The sequence below is a fragment of the Actinoplanes sp. NPDC023936 genome (assembly GCF_040639325.1).
Taxonomy (GTDB): domain Bacteria; phylum Actinomycetota; class Actinomycetes; order Mycobacteriales; family Micromonosporaceae; genus Actinoplanes.
Genome location: NZ_JBEZZR010000037.1, coordinates 69001 through 95739, shown reverse-complemented (window position 1 = coordinate 95739; position 26739 = coordinate 69001). Strand labels below are relative to the sequence as shown.

General features: G+C 71.0%; 20 protein-coding genes and 2 pseudogenes. 3 read left to right on the top strand and 19 right to left on the bottom strand.

What is annotated here, in order from left to right; translation table 11 throughout:
• Positions 1-335: 335 nt before the first annotated feature.
• The 5 genes from AB0F72_RS33880 to AB0F72_RS33860 are packed head-to-tail and all read right to left on the bottom strand — an operon-like array spanning position 336 to position 7433.
• The gene (locus tag AB0F72_RS33880; RefSeq protein WP_360440183.1) at positions 336-929 is read right to left on the bottom strand and encodes a dephospho-CoA kinase; all 594 of its coding nucleotides are present in this window, start codon (positions 927-929) and stop codon (positions 336-338) included.
• Positions 926-1909: a rhodanese-like domain-containing protein gene (locus tag AB0F72_RS33875; RefSeq protein ID WP_360440180.1), complete on the bottom strand. Its 984-nt coding sequence runs from the start codon at positions 1907-1909 to the stop codon at positions 926-928. Before AB0F72_RS33875 ends, AB0F72_RS33880 begins: the two co-directional genes overlap by 4 nt.
• A complete protein-coding gene (locus tag AB0F72_RS33870) occupies positions 1906-4176 on the bottom strand; it encodes an FdhF/YdeP family oxidoreductase (RefSeq protein WP_360440177.1) in 2271 nt (756 codons plus the stop codon). The genes AB0F72_RS33875 and AB0F72_RS33870 overlap by 4 nt, the downstream gene beginning before the upstream one ends.
• Positions 4177-4218: 42 nt before the next feature.
• Entirely contained in the window at positions 4219-5424 is a 1206-nt protein-coding gene (locus AB0F72_RS33865) for a hypothetical protein (RefSeq protein WP_360440174.1), read from the bottom strand.
• Positions 5425-5453: 29 nt separating this feature from the next.
• Complete coding sequence (locus AB0F72_RS33860; protein ID WP_360440171.1) at positions 5454-7433, bottom strand: MDR family MFS transporter; 1980 nt, start codon at positions 7431-7433, stop codon at positions 5454-5456.
• Positions 7434-7549: 116 nt separating this feature from the next.
• Between AB0F72_RS33860 and AB0F72_RS33855 the strand changes: the two genes are divergently transcribed.
• Entirely contained in the window at positions 7550-8548 is a 999-nt protein-coding gene (locus tag AB0F72_RS33855; RefSeq protein WP_360440168.1) for an SDR family NAD(P)-dependent oxidoreductase, read from the top strand.
• A 566-nt stretch (positions 8549-9114) separates the two neighbouring features.
• On the opposite strand, the gene AB0F72_RS33850 is transcribed toward AB0F72_RS33855, so the two are convergent.
• Entirely contained in the window at positions 9115-9672 is a 558-nt protein-coding gene (locus AB0F72_RS33850; protein WP_360440165.1) for a TetR family transcriptional regulator, read from the bottom strand.
• Positions 9673-9838: 166 nt separating this feature from the next.
• Here AB0F72_RS33850 and AB0F72_RS33845 point away from each other — a divergent pair, with 166 nt between their 5' ends.
• On the top strand, positions 9839-11161 hold the full coding sequence (locus tag AB0F72_RS33845; protein ID WP_360440162.1) for a hypothetical protein: 1323 nt from the start codon (positions 9839-9841) through the stop codon (positions 11159-11161).
• 75 nt (positions 11162-11236) lie between these two features.
• On the opposite strand, the gene AB0F72_RS33840 is transcribed toward AB0F72_RS33845, so the two are convergent.
• From AB0F72_RS33840 to AB0F72_RS33780, 13 genes and pseudogenes are all read right to left on the bottom strand, one after another.
• A complete protein-coding gene (locus AB0F72_RS33840; protein WP_360440159.1) occupies positions 11237-11533 on the bottom strand; it encodes a MoaD/ThiS family protein in 297 nt (98 codons plus the stop codon).
• The gene (locus tag AB0F72_RS33835) at positions 11530-12645 is read right to left on the bottom strand and encodes an exo-alpha-sialidase (protein WP_360440156.1); all 1116 of its coding nucleotides are present in this window, start codon (positions 12643-12645) and stop codon (positions 11530-11532) included. Before AB0F72_RS33835 ends, AB0F72_RS33840 begins: the two co-directional genes overlap by 4 nt.
• A gap of 97 nt (positions 12646-12742) precedes the next feature.
• Positions 12743-13354 (bottom strand): annotated as a pseudogene (locus tag AB0F72_RS33830) (methyl-accepting chemotaxis protein); the annotation flags it as partial.
• Positions 13342-13494 carry a hypothetical protein gene (locus AB0F72_RS33825; RefSeq protein WP_360440189.1) on the bottom strand — a complete coding sequence of 51 codons (153 nt, stop codon included), beginning with the start codon at positions 13492-13494 and terminating at the stop codon, positions 13342-13344. The pseudogene AB0F72_RS33830 and the gene AB0F72_RS33825, both read right to left, overlap by 13 nt.
• A 9-nt stretch (positions 13495-13503) precedes the next feature.
• The gene (locus AB0F72_RS33820; protein ID WP_360440152.1) at positions 13504-14169 is read right to left on the bottom strand and encodes a response regulator; all 666 of its coding nucleotides are present in this window, start codon (positions 14167-14169) and stop codon (positions 13504-13506) included.
• Positions 14166-15542, bottom strand: a pseudogene (locus AB0F72_RS33815) (DUF4118 domain-containing protein); the annotation flags it as partial. The gene AB0F72_RS33820 and the pseudogene AB0F72_RS33815, both read right to left, overlap by 4 nt.
• Before the next feature lie 114 nt (positions 15543-15656).
• On the bottom strand, positions 15657-18158 hold the full coding sequence (locus AB0F72_RS33810; RefSeq protein ID WP_360440149.1) for a sensor histidine kinase KdpD: 2502 nt from the start codon (positions 18156-18158) through the stop codon (positions 15657-15659).
• A gap of 2 nt (positions 18159-18160) precedes the next feature.
• Positions 18161-18967, bottom strand: coding sequence for a potassium-transporting ATPase subunit C (locus AB0F72_RS33805; RefSeq protein ID WP_360440146.1), 807 nt, complete (start codon positions 18965-18967; stop codon positions 18161-18163).
• A gap of 6 nt (positions 18968-18973) precedes the next feature.
• Positions 18974-21052, bottom strand: coding sequence for a potassium-transporting ATPase subunit KdpB (gene kdpB, locus AB0F72_RS33800; RefSeq protein WP_360440143.1), 2079 nt, complete (start codon positions 21050-21052; stop codon positions 18974-18976).
• Positions 21049-22695, bottom strand: a complete 1647-nt coding sequence (gene kdpA, locus AB0F72_RS33795; RefSeq protein WP_360440140.1) for a potassium-transporting ATPase subunit KdpA — start codon at positions 22693-22695, stop codon at positions 21049-21051. Before kdpA ends, kdpB begins: the two co-directional genes overlap by 4 nt.
• Positions 22695-22784: a K(+)-transporting ATPase subunit F gene (kdpF, locus tag AB0F72_RS33790; protein WP_360440137.1), complete on the bottom strand. Its 90-nt coding sequence runs from the start codon at positions 22782-22784 to the stop codon at positions 22695-22697. The genes kdpA and kdpF overlap by 1 nt, the downstream gene beginning before the upstream one ends.
• A gap of 350 nt (positions 22785-23134) precedes the next feature.
• Positions 23135-24367: an SLC13 family permease gene (locus tag AB0F72_RS33785; protein ID WP_360440134.1), complete on the bottom strand. Its 1233-nt coding sequence runs from the start codon at positions 24365-24367 to the stop codon at positions 23135-23137.
• Positions 24368-24431: 64 nt separating this feature from the next.
• Positions 24432-25727, bottom strand: a complete 1296-nt coding sequence (locus tag AB0F72_RS33780) for a hemolysin family protein (protein ID WP_360440131.1) — start codon at positions 25725-25727, stop codon at positions 24432-24434.
• Between the two features lie 422 nt (positions 25728-26149).
• Here AB0F72_RS33780 and AB0F72_RS33775 point away from each other — a divergent pair, with 422 nt between their 5' ends.
• Complete coding sequence (locus tag AB0F72_RS33775) at positions 26150-26653, top strand: helix-turn-helix domain-containing protein (protein ID WP_360440128.1); 504 nt, start codon at positions 26150-26152, stop codon at positions 26651-26653.
• Positions 26654-26739: the final 86 nt, after the last annotated feature.

The following is a 26739-nucleotide window of genomic DNA, read 5'->3' as shown; positions in this document are numbered from 1 at the left end:
CGGCATGAGAACTCCCGCTCAAGCCCTCAACGCGCTACTCTCAGCACCGCTACCAGCACAAACAGACTGTGTTGCAACCACCGATTGAATCCGCCCGCCCGAAACATGCGCACACTACGGCTCGCGACCCCGAGCCGTACCCAGCGCAGGCCATCCGCGCCCGAAACATGCGCACACTACGGCTCGCGACCCCGAGCCGTACCCAGCGCAGGCCATCCGCGCCGGAAACATGCGCACACTACGGCTCGCAAACCCCAGCCGTAGCTGGCGCAGGTCATCCGAGTGCCGCCGCAGGCCGATCGCCGTGTGCCCGACGGGGGGACTGCCGCAGGCATTCACGCGGATGCGCATGGAATGTCGCCAGCGGCACCAGGTTCATCGTTCTCGATCACCAGAGCGGCGTGGTCGCGGACGCCCTCGGTCGCATAGAACGCGTCCTCGTGCCCCGCCCACCGTGACCAGTGCGGCGCATAGGTCTCTCCGTCACGCGCCAGCGCTCGTCGCTTACGCACCGTGGCGGAACTTTCCAACCAGACAACCCCGCACAGGTACGGCCGGAGCACCCTCCCGCCCGCACCCACACCCTCGATCACGAGCCATTCCGCGTCGGGCACCGGAAAGTGACCGGTGTACTCCCCCGCCGCCCAGTCCCACCGCCGCCAGGACGCGGCCCGGCCCTCGGCGAGCGGCCGCAGTACCCAGTCGTGCAGCGCGGTGACGCCCCGGTCGAGCCCGTCCCACCCGGCATACAGGTCGTCCATGGAGATCAGCGGTGCGCCGAGCCGAACGCTCACGGCCCGGCCCAGGGTGGTCTTGCCCGATCCGGAGCGGCCTTCGACGGCGAGGACCCGGCGGTTCCCGGCTGACGGCGGCTGCTGCCGGGCCCAGGCGACGACCCGGTCGACGGCGGCCTCCAGTTGTTCGGTCATCCCTGCGAAGCCCGCCCGCTCGGCCCGCCCAGCCCGCTCGGCCCGCCCAGCTCGATCGGCCCGCCCAGCTCGGTCGGGAGGGCCGGGTCGGCGGACCACTCCTCCAGGGAACCGTCGTAGATCGCCACATCCGCGCGCCCGAGCGCCCGCAGCGCCAGCCCGAGCGTGGTTGCCGAGATGCCGCCGCCGCAGTAGAGCCAGATCGGCCCGGGGTCGTCGAGCAGGTGGCCGAGGATCTCACGCAGTTCGGGCTCGGGGCGGAACCGCCCGTCCGGGCCGAGCAGTGAGCGCGCCGGGACGTTGCCGGTGCCGGGAATGTGGCCGCGCCGCGAGTACCGGGTGGGCACCTCCCCGGCGAACGCCGCCGGGTCGAGCGCGCACACCACCGTCGCCTCGACCCGCCCGGCGAGCCACGCCTCCACGTCGGCCCGCCCCACCCACCGCCGCCCAGAAGCCTCCCCGCGTGTGGAATTAGGGCGCGCTCCGAACCCCAACTCCACACGCAGGCCAGCAACAGCACCGCGTGTGGAACTCCGGCGCGCTCCGAACCCCAACTCCACACGCGCGGTCGGGGCACCTTCCGACTGCCACGCCCGCAGGCCGCCGTCCAGGACGTACGCCTCCAGGCCGAGCCAGTCGAGCAGCCACCAGAGCCGGGACGCCCAGATGCCGCCGGCCCGGTCGTACGCCACCACCGGCACCCCGTCCCGCACACCCAGCGCCGCCAGCCGCTCGGCCAGCACCGGCGCGTCGAGACGGGCGAAGTGGTAGCCGGCGTCCCTGTCGCTCAGATCATGCAGCAGATCGGCGTGCCGGGAGCCCGGAATGTGCGCCTCCGCCCAGCCGGCCCGCCCCGGCGCCGAACGGTGATCGCCGTCGTGCGCGGGCTTGGCGAGCTCGACCGTCGCGTCGAGGATGACCACGGGACCGTGCTCCGCCCGTACCCGCAAATCGGAAGGACCCAGCAGAAAGCTGGTCATCGCGGCACCGCCCGGACCGCCGCGGCGACAAGGCGGACCACCACCCACTTGGAGGTGGGGGTTCCGCTCTCCTCGGCCTGCGACTCCAGGGGTACGAGCGGGTTCGTCTCCGGGTAGTAGGCGGCCACACAGCCCTTCGGGGTGTCGTATTCGACCAGCCGGAAGCCGTCGGCCCGGCGGTCCACGCCGTCGGAGAACTCCGAGATCAGGTCGACCGGATCGCCGTCGGCGAAGCCGAGCTCGTCCAGGTCGGCGCGGCTGATGAAGACGACCCGACGACCGGCGTGAACACCGCGATAACGGTCGTCGAGGCCGTAGATCGTGGTGTTGAACTGGTCGTGGCTGCGCAGGGTCTGCAGAACGAGCCGGCCCGGCGGAACCGTCATCACCTCCAGAGGGCTGACGGTGAAGACCGCCTTTCCCTCCGGCGTCGGGAATGTCCGGGCGTCGCGCGGCGGGTGCGGCATCGTGAAGCCACCGGCCCGGATCTTCTCCGGGTACCCGTCACACCCCGGCACGACCCGCCCGATCCGCTCCCGGATCTGGTCGTAGTCGGACGCGAACGCCGCCCACGGGATCCCGTGCCGGGCACCCAGCGTCGCCGCCGCGATCCCGCAGATGATGTCCACCTCGGAGCGCAGCAGCGGACCGGCCGGCGCGGACCGCCCCCGCGAGGCGTGCACCGCGGACATCGAGTCCTCCACGGTGATCCGCTGTTCCCGGCCGCCGGTGTGGTCCCGTTCGGTGCGGCCGAGCGTGGGCAGGATCAGCGCGGTGTGCCCGGCCTCGACGTGGCTGCGGTTCAGCTTCGTGGAGATCTGCACGGTCAGGGCGGCCCCGCGCATCGCCGCCGCGGTGACAGCGGTGTCGGACATCGCCCCGACGAAGTTGCCGCCGAGCGCGACGAACACCGAGGCCCGCCCGTCCCGGAACGCCTTCACGGTGTCGACGGCGTCGAATCCGTGGTGCCGTGGCGGTTCGAAGCCGAACTCCGCGCGGATTCCGTCCAGCAGCGCGGGCGGCGGCTTCTCCCAGATGCCCATGCTGCGGTCGCCCTGCACGTTGGAGTGCCCGCGGACCGGGCAGAGTCCGGCGCCCGGCTTGCCGATCATGCCTTGGAGCAGCGCGACGTTGACGAACTCCTTGATCGTGGCGACCGCGTTGCGGTGCTGGGTGATTCCCATCGCCCAGCAGTGCACGATCCGCTTCGCGCTCGCCAGCATGTCGGCGGCTTCTTCGATCTCGGCCCAGGTCAGGCCGGTGGCGGCCTGCACCGCGTCCCTGTCGATCTCGGAGAGATGCTGGGCCCAGGCCGCGAAACCGACGGTGCTCGTGTCGATGAACTCCCGGTCGGCCACGCCACGCCGCAGGAGCAGATGGCCGATCGCCTGCCACAACGCCAGGTCGCCGTTGGATCGGATCCGGAGCAGCCGATCCGCCAGGGCGGTGCCGTGACCGGCCATCCCCCGTACCCGCTGGGGGTTGTCGAAACGCAGAAGCCCGGCCTCCGGCAGCGGGTTGATCGCGAGGATCTTCGCGCCGTCCCGCTTGGCGATCTCCAGGGCGGTGAGCATCCGCGGATGATTCGTGCCCGGGTTCTGCCCGGAGACCACGATCAGATCGGCCTGGTGCAGGTCCTCCAGGGTGACCGAGCCCTTGCCGACGCCGATCGTGCGCAGCAGCGCCGTGCCGGTCGACTCGTGGCACATGTTCGAGCAGTCCGGCAGGTTGTTCGTGCCGAACGCGCGTGCGAAGAGCTGGTAGACGAACGCGGCCTCGTTGCTGGCCCGCCCGGAGGTGTAGAAAGCCGCCTCGTCGGGACTGGGGAGGTTCCGCAGGAAAGACGCGACCAGCGCGAACGCCTCATCCCAGGAGATCGGCTCATAGTGGGCGGCACCGTCGCGCCGGACCATCGGGTGGGTGAGCCGGCCCTGCTTCTCCAGCCAGTGATCGGTCCGGCCGGCGAGGTCGGCGATCGAGTGCGCGGCGAAGAACTCCGGTCCGACGGTCCGCCGATCGCCCTCCCAGGAGACCGCCTTCGCCCCGTTCTCGCAGAACTCGGCGGCGTGCCGGTGCCCCTGCGGGTCCGGCCAGGCGCAACTCATGCAGTCGAAGCCGTCGTGCTGATTCAGGGTGCGCAGGTTGCGCACCGCTTTGCGCACACCCATCCGCCGTACGGCGTTCGTCAGGCTCAGCCGCACGGCCGGGAACCCTGCCGCGTGGTCCGCCGGAGCGCCGATCCGTAGCGAGGCGTCCTCGTCCGTCATGCGCCACAGTCTGCTGCCGTGGAGATCCACAGGCAAACAAGCTTAGATTTCGCTCTGTCGCAGGCTGCTCAGCACGGCGGCGGCCGGCCAGTCCTCCACCCGGTAGCGGGACGGCGCCAGCAGCGGCTCCGGGCTCAGCCCGGCCTCCCGCTCGACCACGCGCCACGGCACCCGGAACTCCACACCGGAGTCGGCCCGGGCGAACGCCACCGAATCGGCGCGCGGCAGCAGCGTGCTGACGCCCTCCGTCCAGGTCGCGATCGTCTCGGCCGGTCCGCCGTCCGGCGGCTCCACCGCGATCAGCTTGCCGACGTGCACGTCGACGCCGGCCTTCTCGTACTGCTCGGTCAGCCAGTCGGTCTGGTTGGAGTACTCGGTCAGCGCCAGGACCGCTTCGGCCCGGCGGGCCGCCAGGTGGTGCAGGTGGCCCGGCGGCGGCGTGTACGGCACCACCCCGCCCCCCGGCGCCGCGACGTAGCCGACCGGCGACAGGTACCGCACCGCCTCCTGGAAGGTCCGCTCCACCACCGCGTAGAGCTGGTCCGCCTCGTTCTCCGGCAGCGGGCTGATCAGCAGCGTGTTGTTGTCCGGGGCGAACGCCAGGACCGGCGTGCCCATCCGCTCGCCGACGTCGGCCAGCCAGCCGGAGGCGAGCAGCAGGGACGTGAAGTAGCCGTCGCCGTCGTCGAGCATCCGGATCAGGCTCGGTCCGGACGGCCACGGCCGGCTCAGCGAGCGGCGGGCCAGCTCGGCCAGGTTCTCCCGGGCCGCGGCGAAGACATCGTCGGCGGAGACGTGCCACTCGTCCAGGCGGTCCGGGATCACGTAGGCCATCGCGTCCGGGCTGTCGACGACCACGAGCTCGCGCAGGAACGGCAGGGCCGGGCGGGACAGCGGCGGGCGCATGCCGACCGGGCCGGCGACGCCGAACGTCACCGGGCGGATCACGGGACGGAGCTTTCCGCGTACCGTCTCCCAGGTGTCCTCGGCCGGCGGCGAGGCCATCAGCCGGACCAGACGCTCCAGCCGCTCCCGGCGTTCCGCCGGGGTGGCGTCGGCGGTCTCCCGGAACACGTTCGACAGGTAGAGATGGGCCGGACCCGCGTCGCCGGTGCGATGAATCGCGATCGCGAACTCCTCCGGCTGGTAGGTCGCGCGGTCCACCCCCGGGGTGTTGCGGGCCACCCGGAGGGCGAGCTGGGCGAACCGGCGCTGCGGTGAGCCGACGAACCTGTCCAGCAATCCCATTGGTGAACGGTAGCCTGCCGGACCCTGGATCAAACGGGCCGAGGCTCGTCGACCAGCCGGGTGGCGATGTTGTTCAACGCCTGATCGATCAGGATCCGGTCGTCCGGATCGGTGCGCGCGATGTCGTCCAGGTTCGCGTCGAGCCACTGCCGCCACGCGTGCCGGACCCGCTCGAACTGCTCCTGACCGGCCTCGGTCAGGTGCACCTGGTCACCCTCCACCCGGGCATATCCGGCCTGTTGAAGATCGGCGAAGGCGGGTTCCAGCACTTCAGGGGGCATCCGGTGCTGGCGGGCGATGGCCGGCAGCTCGGCGCGGCCCTTCGCGGTCACGTGCAGATGCGTCTGTCCGATCGCCCACGCCTGTGACGGGTTGACGTCGGCGCCGGACTCGGCCAAGACCCGATCAAGCACGGTACGGTCGTCGCGCGCCCGCCGCATGGTGTCGCTGATCTGTCGCTCCAGCTGACCGATCCGATCGTCCGCCGCGGGTGGCGAGAAGCCCTCCCCGACGTCGTTCGCGGCGACCCGGGCGCTGTCCCGCAGCGGCACCTCCTTGAGCAGCCAGGCCACCAGGAAACCGAGCACCGCGACCGGGACCACCCACTGGAACACGTAGTTGATCGAGTCGGCGTAGGCCGCGATGATCGGCCCGGACTGCGCCGGATCGAGCGCGTTCAGCGCCTCCGGGCTCTGCGCCACCGTGGCCGGGACGCCGGTCTGCGCGAGCGCCTCGGCGAGCTTGTCCTCGAGCCGCCCGCTGTAGAGCGTGCCGAAGATCGCCGTTCCGAAAGAGCTTCCCAGGGTACGGAAGAAGGTCACGCCCGAGGTCGCTGTCCCCAGATCGGCGTACGGCACGGTGTTCTGCACGGCGATCGTGAGCACCTGCATCGACAGCCCGATGCCGCAGCCGAGCACGAACATGTAGAGCGACTCCAGCCACGTGCTGGTCGACGCCCCCATCGTGGACATCAGGTAGAGGCCGACCGACATCACCGCGCCGCCCGCGATCGGGAAGGCCTTGTACCGGCCGGTGCGGCTGACCACGTTGCCGGAGAACATGGACATCAGGAAGAGGCCGGCCACCATCGGCAGGGTGCGCACCCCGGAGGCGGTCGCCGAGACGCCGTCCACGTACTGCAGATAGGTGGGGAGAAACGTCATCGCGCCGAGCATCGCGAACCCGACGATGAAGCTGAGCGTCGAGCAGATCGTGAAGACCGAGTTGCGGAACAGGTGCATCGGCAGCATCGGCTCCTGCGCGCGGAGCTCCACGGCGACGAAGGCCGCGAAGAGCGCGATCGAGCCGGCGAACATCCCGATGATGGTGGGCGAGCTCCAGGCGTACTCGCTGCCGCCCCACTCCAGCGCCAGGATCATCGTGGTCGCGGCCGCGGCGATCAGGCCGATGCCGGCGTAGTCGATGACGGGGCGGCCCGGGGACCGTACCGATGGAATGGTCTTCGCCGCCATGCCGATCACGATGATCGCGATCGGGACGTTGACGTAGAACGCCCACCGCCAGCTCAGATGGTCGGTGAAGAGGCCGCCCAGGGTGGGCCCGACGACCGTGGTGACGCCGAAGACCGCGCCCAGCGCGCCCTGGTACTTGCCCCGCTCGCGCAGCGGGATGACGTCCGCGATCAGGGCCATCGCGGTGACCATCAGGCCACCGGCGCCGATGCCCTGGACCACCCGCGCGGCCACCAGCATCAGCATGTCCTGCGCGACGCCGCAGAACGCCGAGCCGGCCACGAAGACCACCGCGCTGATCTGGAAGATCACCTTGCGGCCGAAGAGATCACCGAACTTGCCGGCCAGCACCGTGGCGATGGTCTCGGCCAGCAGGTACGCGGTGACCACCCACGACATGTGCCCGGCGCCCCCGAGATCGGCCACGATCGTCGGCAGAGCGGTCGAGACGATCGTCTGGTCGAGGGCCGCCAGCAGCATCCCGAGCAGGATCGCGACGAAGACGACGTTGATCTGTCGCCGGCTCAGGACGGGCATGTTTCCGATCTTCTGCTTTTTGTTCCGCCCTGTGGCGGCAATGGCGAAACAGGCGAAGTAAACTAAGTTGACTTCAACGTTTCAGCAGTTCACAGCTTGTATTGAGAGGATTCGAGATGGCGCTTACCGCGGGCAGCACGGTCGGTGAATGGCTGGACCACCCGGAGGGCGGCCCGGCCATCCGGGCACTGCTCGGGCAGGGCGGTGACTTCGACGAGTCCCGCCTCGCCCCGGCTCGCGGCCTGCCGCTGCAGCAGCTCGTCGCCCTCAGCCAGGGCCAGATCCCGCAGGAGGCCGTCGACCGTCTCGTGATGGCCGTCAACGGCGGCGTCACACCGGCCGAGGAGTCGTCCGGCGCCTGGCGCGAGAAGGTCACCGGCGGCCGCTTCGACGGCAAGACCGTGATCGTCACCGGCGCCGCCTCCGGCATCGGCCGGGCCACCGCCTCCCGCATCGTCCGCGAGGGCGGCCGGGTGATCGCCGTCGACATCACCGCCGACAAGCTCAAGGCCCTCGTCGACGACCTCGGCGACGCGATCGTGCCGGTGACCGCGGACATCACCGTCGACGCGGACATCGCCCGGATCGTCGAGGCCGCGGGCGACACGATCGACGGCCTCGCCAACGTGGCCGGCGTCGTCGACGACTTCTCCCCCATCCACGAGACCGCCGACGCGATCTGGGACCGGGTCTTCGCGGTGAACGTGGACGGCGTCTTCAAGCTGACCCGCGCCGTCATCCCGTCGATGCTCGCCGCGAAGAGCGGCTCGATCGTCAACGTGGCCTCCGAGGCGGCCCTGCGCGGCAGCGCGGCGGGCGTCGCCTACACCGCGTCCAAGCACGCCGTCGTCGGCATCACCAAGAACACCGCTTTCATGTACGGGGCCGACGGCATCCGGGTGAACGCGGTGGCCCCGGGCGGCGTGGCCACCGGGATGGTGCCGCGTGACCAGTCGGAGTTCGGCATGGCGCGCACCGGACCGCTGCTCCGCACGATCCCCGGCGTGGCGATGCCCGAACACCTGGCGGCGTCCATCACGTTCCTGCTCAGCGACGACGGCGTCAACCTGAACGGCGTGATCCTCCCCAGCGACGGCGGCTGGTCCGTCCAGTAACCCAGCTTCCCGTGTGTTGAGTTCGGACGCGCTCCGGTACCCGAGGTCCCCACGCAGGAGCTGCCGGCGACGCTGGCAGCCAGCTGGTCCAGCTGGCTGCCAGTGCTGTGCCGGCAGCGCCGGCGCCCAGCTGGACCAGCTGGCTGCCAGCGCTGGTGAGGCGTGCGCCGACAGCGCTGGGAGCAAGCTCGTCTCGCCCGGATGGCTGACAGTGCTGACCCCGCGCTGGCGTCCTGCGGCTGGCATCTCGCACCAGCCACCCTCCCGCCTCGCCGATCTTGGAACGCGCCGTCCCGGCCGTAGCTCAGGCATGTGATCAAGCCCGGGTAGCCGCTCCGGCCTACGGCTGGCGTCGCCCGGCCGTAGCTCAGGCATGTGATCAAGCCCGGGTAGCCGCTCTGGCCTACGGCTGGCGTCGCCCAGCCGTAGCTCGTGCTAGCTACTAGTGGAAGCCGGTGGACGACTTCCTTGATCAACCAGCAGTGTCAGTGCTGTTAGGCGTCCGTTTGGGAGCGCTGAGCGGCAGCCGGCATCCACGAACCACGAACCACTGAGGCCGCCGGGGGTCAGCGCTGTCCGGTGCCGTCGGTCAGTGCCTGCTGGAGCAGCGCGCCGTAGCGCACCACCAGCTCGCGGGGGTCGGCGGCGACAAGCGCCTCGTCGCCGACCACCCAGAGCACGTAGAGCAGGCCGCCCACCACGGCGGCGGCCAGGCGCGCCCGGATGTCCGCGTCCGGACCGGCGAGCCGGGCCCGCACCGGGCCAACGAACATCTTCTCGTGAATGTCCTGCAACCGGGTTCTGATCTGCGGCTCGTTGCTGCCCCGGACCAGGGCCAGATAGACCCCGCGAATGTCGTCGTCGGCGAGCAGCACCTCGATGAAACGCTCCCCGAACTGCTCCATCGGCACGTCCAGCAGCGGCTCGTCGTCGATCGTGAGGTGCATGGTCTCCAGGAACAGCAGCTCCTTGGTCCCGAAGTGCCGGATCACCAGGGCCGGATTGCTGCTCGCGAGTGCCGCGATGTCACGCACCGAGGTCCGGGCGAAACCGCGCTCCCGGAACAGGTGGGTCGCCGCCGTGCGGATCTCCTCGCGGGTTGCCTCACCCGTACGCCTCACCATATTCCGATCGTAAGCCGACTCCCACCTTGCCCCCGATGGGCCAGCCCCGGTCGAACGCGAGAACCACTCCCCCAAACCATGCTCAGCTATCCGGGACACGGCAAATCGGATAGAAAGGTACGACATGAGCAAGGCAAAACGGTGCCTGACCATGACTGGCCTCGGAGTGCTGGCCGGCGCGACGATCGGGATGAGCGCCGCACAGGCGTCCCCCGGGATTCCACAACCGGAGAAGCTCGACAGCGTCGCCGGGTACCAGAACACCAAGCTGGCGTGCGACGCCCTCAGCCGGATCGGCTCCCGCCTCGGCATATGGGACAACAAGGACGGCGATTGCGAGAAGCATTTCGCCGGGGCACACCGGCTGTACGTGCTCTACATCGAGTACGAGAGTGGCGTGCCGGACAAGCCCCATGACCAGGGCACGCCTTCCGGTGACAACGCCGGTGCCGGCACCTCGTCCGGCTCGAACACCGGCGGCCAGACCGGCGGCGCCGACACCAGCGGCGGCGGAGCGACCGGCGGCACGGACGCTAGCGGCGGCGGAGCGACCGGCGGCACGGACACGGGCGCAAGTGGCGGCGACACGGGCGCAAGTGGCGGCGGCACCGGAACAGCAGGCACCGACGCAGGCGGCGGCACCGGAACAGCAGGCGGTGGAACTGACACCGGCACTGGCACCACAGGCGCGGGGACCACCGGGACCGGAACAACCGGCACCGACACAGGCGGCGGCACCGGAACAGCAGGCGCTGGAACTGACACCGGCACTGGCACCACAGGCGCAGGGACCACCGGCGGCACCGACGCAACCGGCACCGGCACAACCGGCACTGACACGGGCGCGGGCGCGACCGGCGCAGACACTGGCACCGGCACAACCGACACCGGCACCGGCACAACCGGCACTGACACTGGTGCGACCGGTACCGACACCGGAGCCGGAACGACGGGCACCGACACCGGAACCGGCGCCACGGACACCGGAGCGACGGGCACCGACACCGCGACCGGCACCGACACGGGAACCACCGGAACCGACACCGGCACCACCGGCACTGACACCACCGCGACCGGCACGACCGGCACCGACACCACGGGCGCCGACACCGGCGCGACCGGCACTGACACGGGCGCGACCGGCACCGACGCCGGGACCACCGGCACGGACACCGGAACCGCGGGCACCGACACCGGCACGACCGGCACCGACACCACCGGCACCGACACCGGCGCGACCGGCACTGATACCACCGCGACCGGCACCGACACCGGAGCCGGAACGACGGGCACCGACACCGCAACCACCGGCACGGACACCGGAACCGCGGGCACCGACACCGGAACCACCGGCACGGACACCGGCGCTGGCACCACTGACGCCGGAACCACTGACGCTGGAACCACTGACACCGGAACCACCGGCACCGACACAACCGGCGGCACCGACACCGTAACGACCACCACAGTCGCCGGCGTCACCAGTTGACCCGCTCCCTCCGGCGGCCGGCCCAACCCCGGCCGCCGGAACCCCCGGCGACCCCGGCCGCCGGAGCCCGGAAACTCACCCCCCGGCCATCGCCCCCACCACCATGAACGGCTCCTCCCCCTTCACCACCCGATCCGGCAACTCGGCGTCCGGCGACTCGTTCGACAGGTCCTCCTCACACGCGAAGAACCGCACCAGCGCCCGCCGCTGCCCGTTCTGCCGATCCCGCATGGTGCCGAGCAGCATCGGGTACTCCCGCTCCACCGCGTCGAGCACCGTCCGCTGAGTGACCACCCCGGGGACCTCGACCCGCACCTCCCGGCCGACATTGGCGAGGGCCCGCAGGTGCGGCGGCAGGATCACCCTGATCACGGCAGCACCTGCACCTCGACGGAGAGCACCGGCGGCAGGTCACGGACGAGCGTCCGCCAGCTGTCCCCGCTGTCCGACGACCCGTACACCTGACCGCCGCTGGTCCCGAAGTAGACGCCGCACTCGTCGAGCGTGTCGACCGCCATCGCGTCGCGCAGCACGTTGACGTAGCAGTTCTCCTGCGGCAGCCCGGCGGTGAGCGGTTCCCACTCGTCGCCGCCGGTCCGGCTGCGGTAGACCCGGAGTCTGCCGTCCATGACGTAGTGCAACGAGTCGCTGGTGATCGGCACTACGTAGATCGTCTCGGGCTCGTGGGCGTGCACCGCGATCGGGAAGCCGAAGTCGGTGGGCAGGTTGCCGCTGACCTCGCGCCAGTTGCCGCCGGCGTCGTCGGTGCGCAGCACGTCCCAGTGTTTCTGCATGAAGAGCGTTTCCGGCCGGGACGGGTGCATGGCGAGCCGGTGCACGCAGTGGCCGACCTCGGCGTCCGGGTCGGCGATGCCGTCGGAGACCAGGCCCCGGTTGATCGGCTGCCAGCTGACGCCGCCGTCGTCGCTGCGGAACGCGCCGGCCGCCGAGATGGCCACGAAGATCCGGTCCGTGTTCACCGGGTCGAGGATGATGGTGTGCAGGCAGAGTCCGCCGGCGCCGGGCTGCCATTGCGGCGCTGAGACATGGGTACGCAGACCGGCCAGCTCCACCCATTTCTGCCCGCCATCGGTGGACTTGTAGAGCGCGGCGTCCTCGGCGCCGGCGTAGACGACGTCGGGATCGGTGCGGGACGGCTCGAGATGCCAGATCCGTTTGAATTCCCACGGGCGCGGTGTCCCGTCGTACCAGAGGTGGTCGCCGACCGGTGGCTGGTAGGTGAAGTCGTGGTCGACCTGCTGCCAGCTCACCCCACCGTCGTCGGATCGATGGATGACCTGGCCGAACCAGCCCCCGGACGCCGACGCCCACAGCCGGTCCGGGTCGGCCGGCGAGCCGTTCACGTGGTAGATCTCCCACCCCGGGAAGTGCGGCCCGCTCACCTCCCAGTTCTCCCGCTTACCGTCGGATGTGAGGACGAAAGCGCCCTTACGGGTGCCCACCAGCAATCGAACGCCGCTCATGTCTGCTCCCCTCGGTGTGCCGTACGACACATCCTGGCCCATCGCTGGGATCCTGTGGGGGTTGAAACGCGTGTTCGACCGAAAGGGACCCGATGACTCAACCCTGAAGGGCCCGCGCCATCTCGGCCTGCTCGGCGAGGACCTCGTTCATCCGGGCCTGCACGCTGTCCATCCTTCCGATCGTCTCGCTGGTGGTGTGGATGCCGGCCGCCACGGTCTCGGCGCTGGCCTGGATCCCGGCGATCTGTTCGGCGACCTTCTGGGTGGCCTCGGCGGTCTCCCGGGCGAGTTCCTTCACCTCCCCGGCGACGACGGCGAAGCCCTTGCCGCTCTCGCCGGCCCGGGCGGCTTCGATGGTGGCGTTGAGGGCGAGCAGGTTGGTCTGCTCGGCGATCGACTCGATGATCTTGATGACGTCGCCGATCGCGGCGGACGCCTGACCGAGCGCGGCGACCTCGGCGGTCATCGCGGAGGCGCGGTCGACCGCCTGTTCGGCGACCGAGGTGGCGTCGCCGCTCGCGTTGCGCAGCCGTTCGACGGTGTCCAGCAGGGCGCGGGCGTTGGCCGCGGACCGTTCGACGGTGCGCAGCACGTCGAGGCGCTGGGAGACGAGCTGCTGCACGTTGCGCAGCGCCGCGGCCCGGGACGGGGAGAGATCGATGTACTCGGTGGTGAAGAAGTCCATCGTGCCGACGATTAGATCGCCTGCCGGGTCCGGTACACCTTGCCGACCATCTCCGTGTCGGCGTCCGTGGTCCGTCCCGGGGTGAGCCCGCCGGACGCGGCCTGCAGCTGCGCGGTGATCCGGCCGGTCTCGGGGGCCTCCTGACGGGAACCGAACAACCGCACCAGGGCAGCCTACGGCCGGAAGCGGTAGCCCATGCCGGGTTCGGTGATCAGGTGCTGCGGCCGGGCCGGGTCGGTCTCCAGCTTGCGGCGCAGCCGGGCCATGTACTGCCGCAGGTAGTTCGTCTCGGTCTGGTACTGCGGACCCCACACCTCGTGCAGCAGGTCCCGCTGGGTGATCAGCTTGCCGGGGTGCCGGACCAGGTGTTCCAGCAGTTGCCATTCGGTCGGGGTGAGCCGCACGTCCGGGGTGACCGAGCGCTCGGACAGGTCCACCACGTACGAGCCGATCCGCACTGTCGGCGAGGCGTCGACCGGCTGCGCCCGGCGGGTCACCGCCCGGATCCGGGCGAGCAGTTCGTCGACACCGAACGGCTTGGTCACGTAGTCGTCCGCGCCGGCGTCGAGCGCTGCCACCTTGTCGGTGCTGTCGGCCCGTCCGGAGAGCACGATGATCGGCACCGTGGTCCAGCCGCGCAGGCCGCCGATCACCTCGGTGCCCTCCATGTCCGGCAGGCCGAGGTCGAGCACGACCAGGTCGGGGTGGTGGTGGGCGGCCAGGTGCAGGGCGGAGGCGCCGTCCCGGGCGGTGTCCACCTCGTACCCCCGGGCCTTGAGATTGATCCGGAGCGCCCGGACGATCTGTGGCTCGTCGTCGACCACCAGGATCCGGGTCACGACGCGACCGCCGGCAGCGAAATGATCATGGTGAGGCCGCCTCCGGGTGTCTCGTCGGGAGTGAGGGTGCCGCCCATCGCCTCGGTGAGGCCCCGGGACAGCGCGAGGCCGAGACCCACCCCGGTGTGGTTGTCCCGGTCGCCGAGCCGCTGGAACGGCAGGAACACGTCGTCCCACCGATCGGCGGGTATGCCGGGCCCGTGGTCGATCACCCGCAGCTCCACCGTGTCGCCGCGCGCGCTACCGGTGATCATCGGCGGCGTGTCCGGCGGGCTGTGGCGCAGCGCGTTCGCGACCAGGTTCACCAGCACCCGTTCCAGCAGGCCGGGGTCGGCGCGGAGCGGCGGCAGGTCGTCCGGGACACGCACGGTCACCGCCCGCCCGGCAACCCCAAGATCATCAAGCGCCGGGGGTACGACGTCTTCCGCGCCCACCTCGATCGGGACCACGCCGAGAGCGCCCGCCTGCAGCCGGCTCATGTCCAGCAGGTTCGCCACGAGCCGGCCGAGCCGGTCGAGCGACTCGTCGGCGGTGGCGAGCAGCTCGGCCCGGTCCTCGTCGTCGAACTCCACCTCGGAACTGCGCAGCGACGCCACCGCGGCCTTCGCGGACGCGAGCGGCGTCCGCAAATCGTGGCTCACCGCCGCGAGCAACGCGGTCCGCAGCTTGTTGGCCTCGGCGAGCGGCTTGGCGGTGGCCGCCTCGGCGGCCAGCCGCTCCTGACGCAGCGCGACGGCGGCCTGCGCGGCGAACGCCTCCACGATCCGCCGGTCGGACGCCTCCAGAACCCGCCCGCGCAACAGGATCACGAGGTCACCGTCGGCTCTCACGGTGTCGTCGGCGAGCTCCGGGAGCAGCCCCGGCCGGCCCACCTCGGCGACCGTCTCCGCACCCTCGCGCAGCGCCACCGACTCCAGCACGAACGTCTCGCGGAGCTGGCTCAGCAGCGCCGTCAGCGGCCGCTCGCCGCGCAGCACGCTGCCGGCCACGGTCGCCAGGGTCCGCGCCTCCGCCGAGGCCCGCGCGGCCTGCCGGGTGGTCCGGGCTGCGACGTCGACCACCCAGCTGACCGCCACCGCCACCAGCACGAAGATCGCCAGGGCCAGGAGGTTCTGCTCCTGCGCGATCAGGAACCGCCCGTACGGCGGGATGAAGAACCAGTTCAGCAGCAGCGACCCGCCGACCGCCGCGAGCAGGGCCGGCCAGAGCCCGCCGATCAGCGCCACCCCGACGACCACGACCAGGAACAGCAGGATCGCGGTGACGAGCTGCTGGTGCGGCACCGCCAGCAGGATCGCGGTGAGCGACGGCAGCCCGAGCAGGACGACGAGGAATCCGGCGGCCCGGCGGCGGCGGGACAGCGCCGGTGACGGCGCCTGCCACACGCCGCGACCTATCCACTCCCAGAACTCCCCGCCCGCCACGTATCGAACTTACGCCGTTTCATGATCAACACTCGGTTCCGGCGACGACTGGTCCGGTAACGATCAGCACAGCCGGGCCACCGGGAGGGCGAGCACCATGGTCAGCCCGCCACCGGGCGTCTCCCCCGGCGTCAGCGTGCCGCCCATCGCCTCGGTCAGGCCCCGGGACAGCGCCAGCCCGAGACCCACGCCGGTGTGGTTGTCCCGGTCGCCGAGCCGCTGGAACGGCAGGAACACGTCGTCCCACCGATCAGCCGGAATCCCCGGACCGTGATCGATCACCCGCAGCTCCACCGTGTCCCCGTGGGCGCTGCCGGTGATCATCGGCGGCGCGTCCGGCGGGCTGTGGCGCAGCGCGTTCGCGACCAGGTTCACCAGCACCCGCTCCAGCAGACCGGGGTCGGCCCGCAACAGCGGCAGGTCCTCCGGGACACGCACGGCCACGGTCCGGCCCTCCGGGCCACAATCATCAAGTGCCCGGGGTACGACCTCTTCCGCGCCCACCTCGATCGGAACGACTCCGAGAGCGCCCGCCTGCAGCCGGCTCATGTCCAGCAGGTTCGCCACGAGCCGGTCCAGCCGGTCGAGCGACTCGTCGGCGGTGGCGATCAGCTCGGCCCGGTCCTCGTCGTCGAACTCCACGTCGGAACTGCGCAACGACGCCACCGCTGCCTTCGCTGACGCGAGCGGCGTACGCAAGTCATGACTCACCGCCGCGAGCAACGCGGTGCGCAACCGATCCGCCTCGGCCAGAGGTCTCGCGGTGGCTGCCTCGGCGGTCAGCCGCTCCTGACGCAGCGCGACGGCGGCCTGCGCGGCGAACGCCTCCACGATCCGCCGGTCGGACGCTTCCAGAACCCGGCCGCGTAGCAGGATCGTCAGGTCGCCGTCGGCGGTGACCTCCCCGTCGGCGGCGCCGGGCGACGCGCACACCGGCTCACCCACCGACGCGACGACGGTGCCGGTCCCGCCGGGACCCTTCTCCACCAGCGTCACCGAGTCCAGGGCGAACGTCTCCCGCAGCCGGTCGAGCAGCGCCGTCAGCGGCCGCTCGCCGCGCAGCACGCTGCCCGCCACGGTCGCCAGGGTCTGCGCCTCGGCGGACGCCCGCGCGGCCTGCCGGGTGGTCCGGGCCGCGGTGTCCACCACCCAGCTGACCGCCACCGCCACCAGCACGAAGATCGCCAGGGCCAGGAGGTTCTGCCCCTCGGCGATGGTGAACCGGCCGACCGGCGCGGTGAAGAACCAGTTCAGCAACAGCGACCCGCCGACCGCCGCGAGCAGGGCCGGCCAGAGCCCGCCGATCAGCGCCACCCCGACGACCGCGACCAGGAACAGCAGGATGTCGTCGATCAGCGGCAGCGGCGGACCGGCCTCCAGCACGCCGGTGAGCAGCGGCAGGCCGAGCAGCGCGACGAGGAACCCGGTGATCCGCCGCTTCCGGGAGAGCGCGGGCGGCAGCGGCCCGTGCCGGCGACCGCGACCGGCGAGCTCGTGGGTGACCAGGTGCACGTCGATGGAGCCGGACCGGGCGATCGTGGTGACGCCCACGCCGGCCGCGAAGAGCTGCGCGAACCGGCCCCGGCTGGACGCGCCGAGCACGATCTGGGTGGCGTTCACCCCGCGGGCGAAGTCGAGCAGCGCCCGCGGCACGTCCGCGCCGACGACCTGGTGGTAGGTGCCGCCGAGGCTCTCCGCGAGCACCCGCTGCCGGGCCAGCTCGGCGGGGCTGGCGCCGGCCAGTCCGTCGCTGCGGGCCACGTGCACGGCGAGCAGGTCGGCGCCCCTGCCGCGCGCGGCGATCCGGGCCGCCCGGCGGATCAGCGTGTCCCCCTCCGGCCCGCCGGTGAGCGCGACCACCACCCGTTCCCGGGTCTCCCAGGTGGAGTCGATGTCGTGGTCGGCGCGGTACTGGCCGAGCTGCTGCTCCACCTTGTCGGCGAGCCAGAGCAGGGCCAGCTCGCGCAGGGCGGTGAGATTTCCGGTACGGAAGTAGTTGCCGAGCGCCGCGTCGACCTTCTCCGGCCGGTAGACGTTGCCGTGCGCCATCCGCCGCCGCAGCGCCTCGGGAGTCATGTCGACGAGCTCGACCTGCTCGGCCGCGCGGACCACGGCGTCCGGCACGGTCTCCCGCTGCGGGACGCCGGTGATCCGGGCGACCACGTCGTTCAGCGACTCCAGGTGCTGGACGTTGACAGTGGTCAGCACGCTGATCCCGGCCGCCAGCAGCTCCTGGACGTCCTGCCAGCGCTTGGCGTGGCGCGAGCCCGGCACGTTGGTGTGCGCGAGCTCGTCCACCACCGCCACGTCCGGCCGGCGGGCCAGCACCGCGTCCAGGTCCATCTCGCCGAAGGCGGCGCCGCGATAGGTCACCTCCCGGCGCGGCACCACCTCCAGGCCCGCGGTCATCGCGGCGGTGTGCCTGCGTCCGTGCGTCTCGACCAGGGCGATCACCACGTCGGTGCCGCGCTCGGCCCGCCGGTGCGCCTCCTCCAGCATCGTGTAGGTCTTCCCCACACCGGGGGCGGCGCCCAGATAGATCCGCAACTCACCGCGGGCGGGCATGGTTACCGGCCGTCCAAAGCCAGATTCAGCTTGAGTACGTTCACGACCGGCTGACCGAGAAAGCCCAGCGCTCGTCCGTCCGTGTTCTCCGCGATCAGTTTCCGGACGCGGTCGAGGCTGATGCCCCGTTCGCGTGCCACCCGAGGCGCCTGCAACTCCGCGTACTCCGGGCTGATGTGCGGGTCGATCCCGCTGCCGCTCGCGGTGACCGCGTCCGCCGGGACGGCCGGTTCCGCCGGAGCGTCCCCGCGAACCGGGGTGATCACCCCGCCGAGAGCCCGGTAGTCCTCGCCGGCCCGCGCCGGCTCGACGGCGACGCCCCGGTATGTCGCGACAAAGGGAGTGCCGGTCTGGTTGACCGAGACGACCCGGGTGATCGGCCCGGTGAAGCCGTCCCGGTGGAAGACCGCCAGCACCGCGCCGACTCCGTCAGCGGTGCAGTAGGGACGGCTCCCGTCGACGCCTTCCAGCGTGCCGATGGCGAGGCTGCGCGAGCACACCTGGGTGAGCAGACTCTGCCGGTCCGGGGTGTCGACCACATCCTCCGGGCCCAGGTTGCTGGCCCCGGTGGCGGTGGGATCGTAGCCACCGGCGGACGGGCGGCTCTGGAAATACCTGACCACCGGGTTGCCGTCAGCGTCAGCGAACGACTGACCGATCAGCGTCATGTCCCCGGATCTGTCAGATATGCCGGGTATCTTGCCCACACCCACGAAGATCAGTGGGTACGCGAGTCCCAGCAGGACGGTGAAGACGAGCAGCGCCCGCAGGGCCGCGAGGTGCTGGCTCAGCCACGACGGCATTCTCATAACGGATCAGATCCCCGGGATGAACTGGACGAACAGGTCGATGAGCTTGATGCCGAGGAACGGCGCGAGCACGCCGCCGAGGCCGTAGACGAGCAGGTTCCGGCGGAGCAGCGCGCTCGCCGACGACGGCCGGTACCGCACCCCCCGCAGCGCGAGCGGGATCAGGAAGACGATCACGATGGCGTTGAAGACGACAGCGGAGAGGATCGCCGAGCCCGGCGAGTGCAGCCGCATGACGTTGAGCGTGTCCAGGCCGGGATGGACCGCCGCGAACATCGCCGGGATGATCGCGAAGTACTTCGCGATGTCGTTGGCGATCGAGAACGTGGTCAGCGCGCCCCGCGTGATCAGCAACTGCTTGCCGATCTCCACGATCTCGATCAGCTTGGTCGGGTCGGAGTCGAGGTCGACCATGTTGCCGGCCTCCTTCGCGGCCGACGTGCCGGTGTTCATCGCGACGCCGACGTCCGCCTGGGCGAGGGCCGGCGCGTCGTTGGTGCCGTCACCGGTCATCGCGACCAGGCGCCCGCCCCGCTGCTCCTTCTTGATCAGCGCGAGCTTGTCCTCCGGCGTCGCCTCGGCGAGGAAGTCGTCGACGCCGGCCTCGGCGGCGATCGCGGCCGCCGTGCGCGGGTTGTCCCCCGTGATCATCACGGTGCGGATGCCCATCCGGCGCATCTCGTCGAAGCGCGCCCGCATCCCGGACTTCACCACGTCCTTGAGGTGGATCACCCCGAGGATGCGATCGTTCTCGGCCACCACGAGCGGGGTACCGCCCTCATCACTGATCCGGTCGACGATCGCGTCGACCTCGGCGCTGCTCGCTCCGGTCCACTTGATCACCGCAGCGGCGGCGCCCTTGCGGATCTGCCGCCCCCCGATATCCACCCCGCTCATCCGGGTCTGCGCGGTGAACGGCACGAACGTCGCGCCCGCCATCAGCCCCGGCTCCCGCTCCCGGATGCCGAAGAGCTCCTTCGCCAGCACCACCACCGAGCGCCCTTCCGGCGTCTCATCAGCAAGGCTGGACAGTTGCGCCGCGTCGGCGAGATCTTCCGGATCAACCCCATTGACGGGTACGAACTCAGCGGCTTGCCGATTCCCGAGAGTGATCGTGCCGGTCTTGTCGAGCAGCAGCGTGCTCACGTCACCCGCCGCCTCCACGGCCCGTCCGCTCATGGCCAGCACGTTGCGCTGCACCAGACGGTCCATACCGGCGATGCCGATCGCCGACAGCAGCGCGCCGATCGTGGTCGGGATCAGACAGACGAGCAGCGAGACGAGCACGATCCCGGTGACGCCGTGCGCGTCGATCGCCGAGGTGTCCGGCGCCGCCGCCTGGTACGCCTTCGAGTAGATCGCCAGCGGCTGCAGCGTCACCACCCCGAGCAGGAAGATGATCGTCAGCGCCGCGAGCAGGATGTTCAGCGCGATCTCGTTCGGCGTCTTCTGCCGGTTCGCGCCCTCGACCAGGGCGATCATCCGGTCCACGAAGCTCTCGCCGGGCCGCTGGGTGATCCGCACGACGATCCGGTCGCTGAGCACCTTGGTGCCACCGGTGACGGCCGACCGGTCGCCGCCGGACTCCCGGATCACCGGCGCGGACTCGCCGGTGATCGCCGACTCGTCGACGCTGGCGATGCCCTCGATCACGTCACCGTCGCCGGGGATGATCTGACCGGCTTCGACCACCACCACGTCGCCCTGCTGGAGCTCGGTGGCCGCGACGGGCCGGCCGTCGGACAGGTACGCGACGGTGTCCTGCTTGGCGGCGCGCAGCGCGGCCGCCTGCGCCTTGCCCCGGCCCTCGGCGACCGCCTCGGCCAGGTTCGCGAACAGCACGGTGAGCCACAGCCAGACCGTGATCAGCCAGGCCAGCAGGCTGGGGTCGGCGATCGACAGCACGGTCGTGAAGACCGCGCCGGCCTCGACCAGGAACATCACCGGGTTGCGCCACAGGGTGCGCGGGTCGAGCTTGCGCAGGGCGTCCGGCAGCGACCTGCGGAACTGCTTCGGGTCGATCAGGCCGGCTCGCACCGATGTCTCGGTGGCGTCGACGGCGGGTTTCTCCAGTACGGCGGTCATGACAGGCCCTCCGCGAGGGGTCCGAGAGCGAGAGCGGGAAGGAAGGTGAGCGCGACGAGCACGACCGTCACGCCGGCGACCATGCCGACGAAGAGCGGCTGGTGGGTGGGGAGCGTGCCCTCGGACTCGGGCGCCGGCCGCTGCTTCGCCAGGGATCCGGCCAGCGCCAGGACCAGGATCAGCGGCAGGAACCGGCCGAGGAGCATGGCCAGGCCGAGCGCGGTGTCCCACCACCCGGTGTTCACCGTGATGCCGGCGAAGGCCGAGCCGTTGTTGTTGGCGGCGCTGGTGAACGCGTACAGAACCTCGGAGAGGCCGTGCGGTCCGCTGTTCAGCGCCGTCGCGTTGCTGCCGGTGGCGAACGCCGCGGCGGTCCCGGCGAGCACCACGATCGGCGTCACCAGGAAGTAGAGCGACGCCAGCTTCATCTCCCGGGCGCCGATCTTCTTGCCGAGGTACTCCGGCGTGCGGCCGACCATCAGACCGGCGACGAACACCGTGATCACGGCGAGGATCAGCATGCCGTAGAGGCCGGAGCCGACACCGCCGGGCGCGACCTCGCCGAGCATCATGTTGACCATCGGCATCATGCCGCCGAGCGCCGTGTACGAGTCGTGGAACGAGTTGACAGCGCCGGTCGAGGTGAGGGTCGTGGCCGCCGCGAAGACAGCCGAGTTCGTCACCCCGTACCGGGTCTCCTTGCCTTCCATGGCCGCGCCCACCGCCTGCGGAACCGTTCCGGCGCCGTGCACCTCGAACGCCACGGTCAGCGCGATGCTGCCGAGCGCTAGGACGGCCATCACGGCGGCGATCGCGTAGCCCTGCCGGTTCTGGCCGACCATCCGGCCGAACACCCGGGGCAGGCTGAACGGGATCAGCAGGATCAGGAAGATCTGCAACCAGTTCGTCCAGGTCGTCGGGTTCTCGAACGGGTGAGCCGAGTTGGCGTTGTAGAAGCCGCCGCCGTTGGTGCCCAGCTCCTTGATCGCCTCCTGAGAGGCGACCGGCCCGCCGGTGATGTGCTGGGTGGCGCCGGTCAGCGTGGTCACGTCGGCGCCGCCGGAGAGGTTCTGCACCACGCCGCCGACCATGAGGACGATCGTGGCGAGCACGCAGACCGGCAGCAGGATCCGCAGCGTGATCCGGGTCAGGTCGACCCAGAAGTTGCCGAGCGTGGTCTTCTTCCGCGCGGCGAACCCGCGGATCAGCGCCACCGCCACCGCGATGCCGACCGCCGCCGAGACGAAGTTCTGCACGGCCAGACCGGCCATCTGCACCAGATGACCCATCGTGGACTCGCCGGAGTACGCCTGCCAGTTCGTGTTCGTCACGAAACTGACAGCGGTGTTCCAGGCGATGTGGTCGGTGACGGCCGGCCGGCCGAGGGAGAGCCACAGCCGGTCCTGCACCCGCAGGAAGAGATAGAGGAAGAGCAGCGAGACGAGCGAGAACGCCAGCACCGAGCGGGCGTAGACACCCCAGGTCTGCCCGGCTTGAGGGTCGACGCCGACGACCCTGTAGACGGTCCGCTCCACGGCGTTGTGCCGCGTGCCGCTGACCACCCGGTACATGTGGTCACCGAACGGCCGGTACACCACGACGACCGCCGCGACCAGCGACAGCACGAATATCCAGCCGGCCATCAGAACTTCTCCGGGAAGAGCAGGGCGGCAACCAGGAAGGCGGCCAGCACGACGGCCAGCACCAGGCCGGCCAGATTGACGGCGCTCATCAGCGTTCGGCCGCCCGGATCAGCACGGTCAGTGCGGCGAACAGCACCACCGTGAGAACGACGAACCCGAGATCAGCCACGGGGTGACTCCTGAGGGAAGGGGTTTTTGCTTACCCCGAGAGCAAATCCCGCCCCACCGGCGCGCGAACAGACTCGTTCACGCCACGCAGACGCCCACCCGCCCGTTATTCACACCCTGTTGACGCCCCGCGCTCACACCGCCGGTGCGTGTTGAGTTGAGGTGCGGAGCGCACCCGAATTCCACACGCGCAGGTGGTTCCCGAGCTGCGTGTGGAATCAGGGTTCGGATCGCGCCCCAACTCCACACACTCGGCGGGCGCCGCGGCTGCTCACACGCCGGAGAGGTGCAGGCCCGCCCACAGTGCCGTCACCCCCGCGACCAGCCCCAAAGGCACCGTCACCGCCCCCAGCGTCACGAACTCCGCGGGACGCGGCGCCGCGTCCCGGGCATCCAGGATCCGGCGCCACAGCAGGGTCGCCAGCGACCCCGCATACGTCAGGTTCGGTCCCACGTTCACGCCGATCAGCACCGCGAGCAGCAGCCCCGGCGACGACGAGGCGGCCGGCAGCAGCACCAGCGTGGCCGGCAGGTTGTTCAGCAGATTCGCCAGCACGGCCGCGAGCGCCGCCGCCCCGAGCAGCCCCAGCATGTCGTCGTGCTGCGGCACCAGACGATCCACCCATTCGCCGAGCCCGTTGTCCCGGACCGCCAGCACCACCACGCCCAGGGCCAGCACGAACGCGCAGAACGCCGGGTTGGCCTCGGCCAGCAGGGCACCCGGCGTGATCGTGCGCCGGCGCAGCAGCGGCCCGGCCAGCAGCGCCGCGCCGCCGGACGCCACCCAGGCCGGCGACACCCCGAGCGGCTGCAGCGCGGCGAAACCGATCAGCGTGACGGCCAGGACGGCGAGGGCGTACCGCGGGGCCGGCCCGGGAGGCGACGGCTCCTTCGCGGCGGGCTCCGACAGGTCCCGGGCGAAGAAGAACTGGAAGATCAGGTATTCGACCGCGATCACCGCGATCCAGGGTGCGGCCATCAGCGCCGCGAAGCCGGCGAACGTCAGCCCGCTGGCGGCGAACGCCAGCAGGTTCGTCAGGTTGGAGACCGGCAGCAGCAGGGACGCCGAGTTCGCCAGGTGGTTGCAGGCGTAGGCGTGCGGCCGGGGCCGGACTCCGGCCCGGGCCGCCACCGCGAAGACGACCGGGGTGAGCAGCACGACGGTGGCGTCCAGGCTGAGCACGGCGGTGGTCAGCGCGGCGGCCCCGAAGACCGCGGTGAGCAGGCGGCGCGGCCTGCCCTTGCCGGAGCGGGCCACGATCGCCCCGGCGTAGCTGAACACGCCGTGCTTCTCCGCCGTGAACGCCAGGACCAGCACGGCTGCCAGGAATGCCACGGTCGGTGCGAGTTCCCGTACCTCATCGAGAGCCGCCGCCGGAGTGACCAGGCCGAGAAGAACGGCCAGCGCTGCCGCGGGAACCGCGGCGGCGGCCTCGGGAAGTCCCCGGGGCCGCGCCACGGCGAAAGCGAGCACCGCGCCGAGCAGCGCCAGCGAGATGATCATGAAGCGGAGCGTAAGGCGCGTGGTGAGGGCCCGCGACCGGGAGGATTATGACCTCGGCCACCGGTCAGACGTGCGCGTCCTCCTCCGCCGGCTTCTCCGCCAGCGGGCGCAGCCGCAACCGGGTGATGGCCCGCCCGGTGATCTCCACGACCTCGGCGACATGGCCGTCGATGGTGACCGTCTCGCCCGGGTCGGTGGGGATGTGACCCAGCCGCGCCAGGACCAGGCCGGCGACGGTGGTGTAGTCCCCGGCGTCGAGCTCCTCGATGTCCACGCCGATGTCCGGCAGGTCGTGGATCGGGAACGTGCCGGGCAGCAGCATCGTCCCGTCGTCCTCCCGGATCACCGACTGCACGTCCCGGTCGGTCTCGTCGTAGATCTCGCCGACGACCTCCTCGACCAGGTCCTCCATCGTCACGATGCCGTCGATCGCGCCGCGCTCGTCCACCACCATGGCGAACTGCTGGTGCTGGGTACGCAGCTGGCGCATCGCGTCGGACACCTTGAGCGTCTCCGGCAGGAACAGCGGGTTGAACATGTAGTCGCGGACCGGCCCGTCGGCGCCGATCAGGTCGCGCAGGTGGACCACGCCGAGCACGTCGTCGAGACCCATCGGGCCGGTGACCGGCGCCCGCGAGTGGCCGCCGGCGACCAGCCGGTCGAGCGCCTCCGCAGCGGGCGTGTCGGCCGGCAGGATCAGCACGTCCCGGCGCGGGACCAGGATCTCCCGCAGGATCCGGTCGGCGATCTCGAACGCGCCGCTGATGATGGTGCGCTGCTCGGCCGTGAAGTCCTGCTGCTGGGCGACCATGTCCCGGATCTCCTCGGTGCTGACCTCCTCACGGCCGGCGTTCGGGTCGACGCCGGCCAGGCGCACCACGAGGTCGGTGGTCTTGCCGAGCAGCCAGATCACCGGCCGGCTCAGCGTCGCGACGAGGTCGAGCGGCCGGGCGACCAGCATGGCCCAGCCCTCGGCGCGCTGCATGGCGATCCGTTTCGGCGCCAGCTCGCCGATGACCAGGGTGAAGAACGTCAGGACGATCGTGACGAGCACGATCGCGACCGACTCGGCGGCGGACCCGAGGAAGCCCAGCGGCTTGATCAGCGGCTGCGCCAGGGAGACCGCGGCGGCCGCTGAGGCGAGGAAGCCGGCCAGCGTGATGCCGATCTGAATGGTGGCCAGGAACCGGTTCGGATCCCGCGCCAGTTTGGCGAGCGTCCTCCCGGTGCGTGACTGCTTCTCCAGCCGCTGCAGCTGGCCCTCACGCAGTGAGATGAGAGCCATCTCGCTGCCGGAAAAAGCCGCGTTGAGCAGGACAAGCACTACGACGAGGACAACTTGCCAACCGTATCCGCCCACGGCGGAAATCAACTCCTTCGCTGTTGGATATGCGAAGTTCCCAGGTTACCGGGTGAGCAGGGCCGCCGTTGCCGCCCGGCCCGTCCGTACCCGAAGACCCACCGCCGGAGCGACCGTCGAACCGGGACCCCGGGTGGGTCCGGCCCGTCACCGACGCGGTGGTGTTCCCCCCGCGAGGAGGCCGGAAACACCGATCACGGCTCCGCCCGGATCGGCGCAGCGGGAGGTCCAGGTAGGACCCGTCCATGAGCGCTCCTCGAAGGGAGAGGCAGGGCGGCGGCAGCGTAGGAGCCGGTTCCGAGAATTCGAAGATGGTGACATTCTCGTTACCGGCTAGTAACGTGACTCGTCGGTAGCAAAGGGGGTGCAGGTTGCTGTACGGAGCCCCGGCCACGCGTCGCCGTGACGCACAGCGCAACCGGGTGGCCATTCTCGAGGCCGCGAGCGAGGTGCTGACCCACAGCGAGGGCTTCGCCCTGATGCCCGAGATCGCCCGCCGGGCCGGCGTCGGCCAGGCCACGCTCTACCGCCACTTCGCGGACCGGCACGCCCTGCTCGCCGGCGTCATCGGACACCAGCTGGAGCGGCTCGAGACGCACGCGGCGCACACCGAGTTCCGGCGGCTGCTCCGCGAGACCCTGCAGTCCCTGATCACCCTGCGCGGCCTGGTCAGCCTGGCCCGCCGGCTCGACCCAGCGATGCAGGAGCGGTACCTGCGACGGGTTGTCGCCGCGTTCACCGTGCCGCTGCGCCGGGCTCGCGAGTCCGGGCACGTCCGTCCCGACCTGGTCCCCGAGGATCTGGCACTGCTCTTCGCGATGGTCCAGGCGGTCGCCGAGACGACCGCCGACGTGACAGCCGCCCGGGCCGCCGCCGACCGATCGGTCGACCTCGTGCTGGAGGGAGTCTTCCGGCCCGCCGGCTAGCGGAGCGGGCCCGCCGGACGGGGCAGCCGGCCCGCCGGACGGCGCAGCCGGCCGGCTGGTCAGCGCAGCCGGCCCGCTCAGGTTCG

Coding starts and splice junctions, on each gene's coding strand:
- AB0F72_RS33880 (WP_360440183.1), bottom strand. CDS start 929: ATGACCGAACAACTGGAGGCCGCCGTCGACCGGGTCGTCGCCTGGGCC.
- AB0F72_RS33875 (WP_360440180.1), bottom strand. CDS start 1,909: ATGACCAGCTTTCTGCTGGGTCCTTCCGATTTGCGGGTACGGGCGGAG.
- AB0F72_RS33870 (WP_360440177.1), bottom strand. CDS start 4,176: ATGACGGACGAGGACGCCTCGCTACGGATCGGCGCTCCGGCGGACCAC.
- AB0F72_RS33865 (WP_360440174.1), bottom strand. CDS start 5,424: ATGGGATTGCTGGACAGGTTCGTCGGCTCACCGCAGCGCCGGTTCGCC.
- AB0F72_RS33860 (WP_360440171.1), bottom strand. CDS start 7,433: ATGCCCGTCCTGAGCCGGCGACAGATCAACGTCGTCTTCGTCGCGATC.
- AB0F72_RS33855 (WP_360440168.1), top strand. CDS start 7,550: ATGGCGCTTACCGCGGGCAGCACGGTCGGTGAATGGCTGGACCACCCG.
- AB0F72_RS33850 (WP_360440165.1), bottom strand. CDS start 9,672: ATGGTGAGGCGTACGGGTGAGGCAACCCGCGAGGAGATCCGCACGGCG.
- AB0F72_RS33835 (WP_360440156.1), bottom strand. CDS start 12,645: ATGAGCGGCGTTCGATTGCTGGTGGGCACCCGTAAGGGCGCTTTCGTC.
- AB0F72_RS33810 (WP_360440149.1), bottom strand. CDS start 18,158: ATGCCCGCCCGCGGTGAGTTGCGGATCTATCTGGGCGCCGCCCCCGGT.
- AB0F72_RS33805 (WP_360440146.1), bottom strand. CDS start 18,967: ATGAGAATGCCGTCGTGGCTGAGCCAGCACCTCGCGGCCCTGCGGGCG.
- kdpB (WP_360440143.1), bottom strand. CDS start 21,052: ATGACCGCCGTACTGGAGAAACCCGCCGTCGACGCCACCGAGACATCG.
- kdpA (WP_360440140.1), bottom strand. CDS start 22,695: ATGGCCGGCTGGATATTCGTGCTGTCGCTGGTCGCGGCGGTCGTCGTG.
- kdpF (WP_360440137.1), bottom strand. CDS start 22,784: ATGAGCGCCGTCAATCTGGCCGGCCTGGTGCTGGCCGTCGTGCTGGCC.
- AB0F72_RS33785 (WP_360440134.1), bottom strand. CDS start 24,367: ATGATCATCTCGCTGGCGCTGCTCGGCGCGGTGCTCGCTTTCGCCGTG.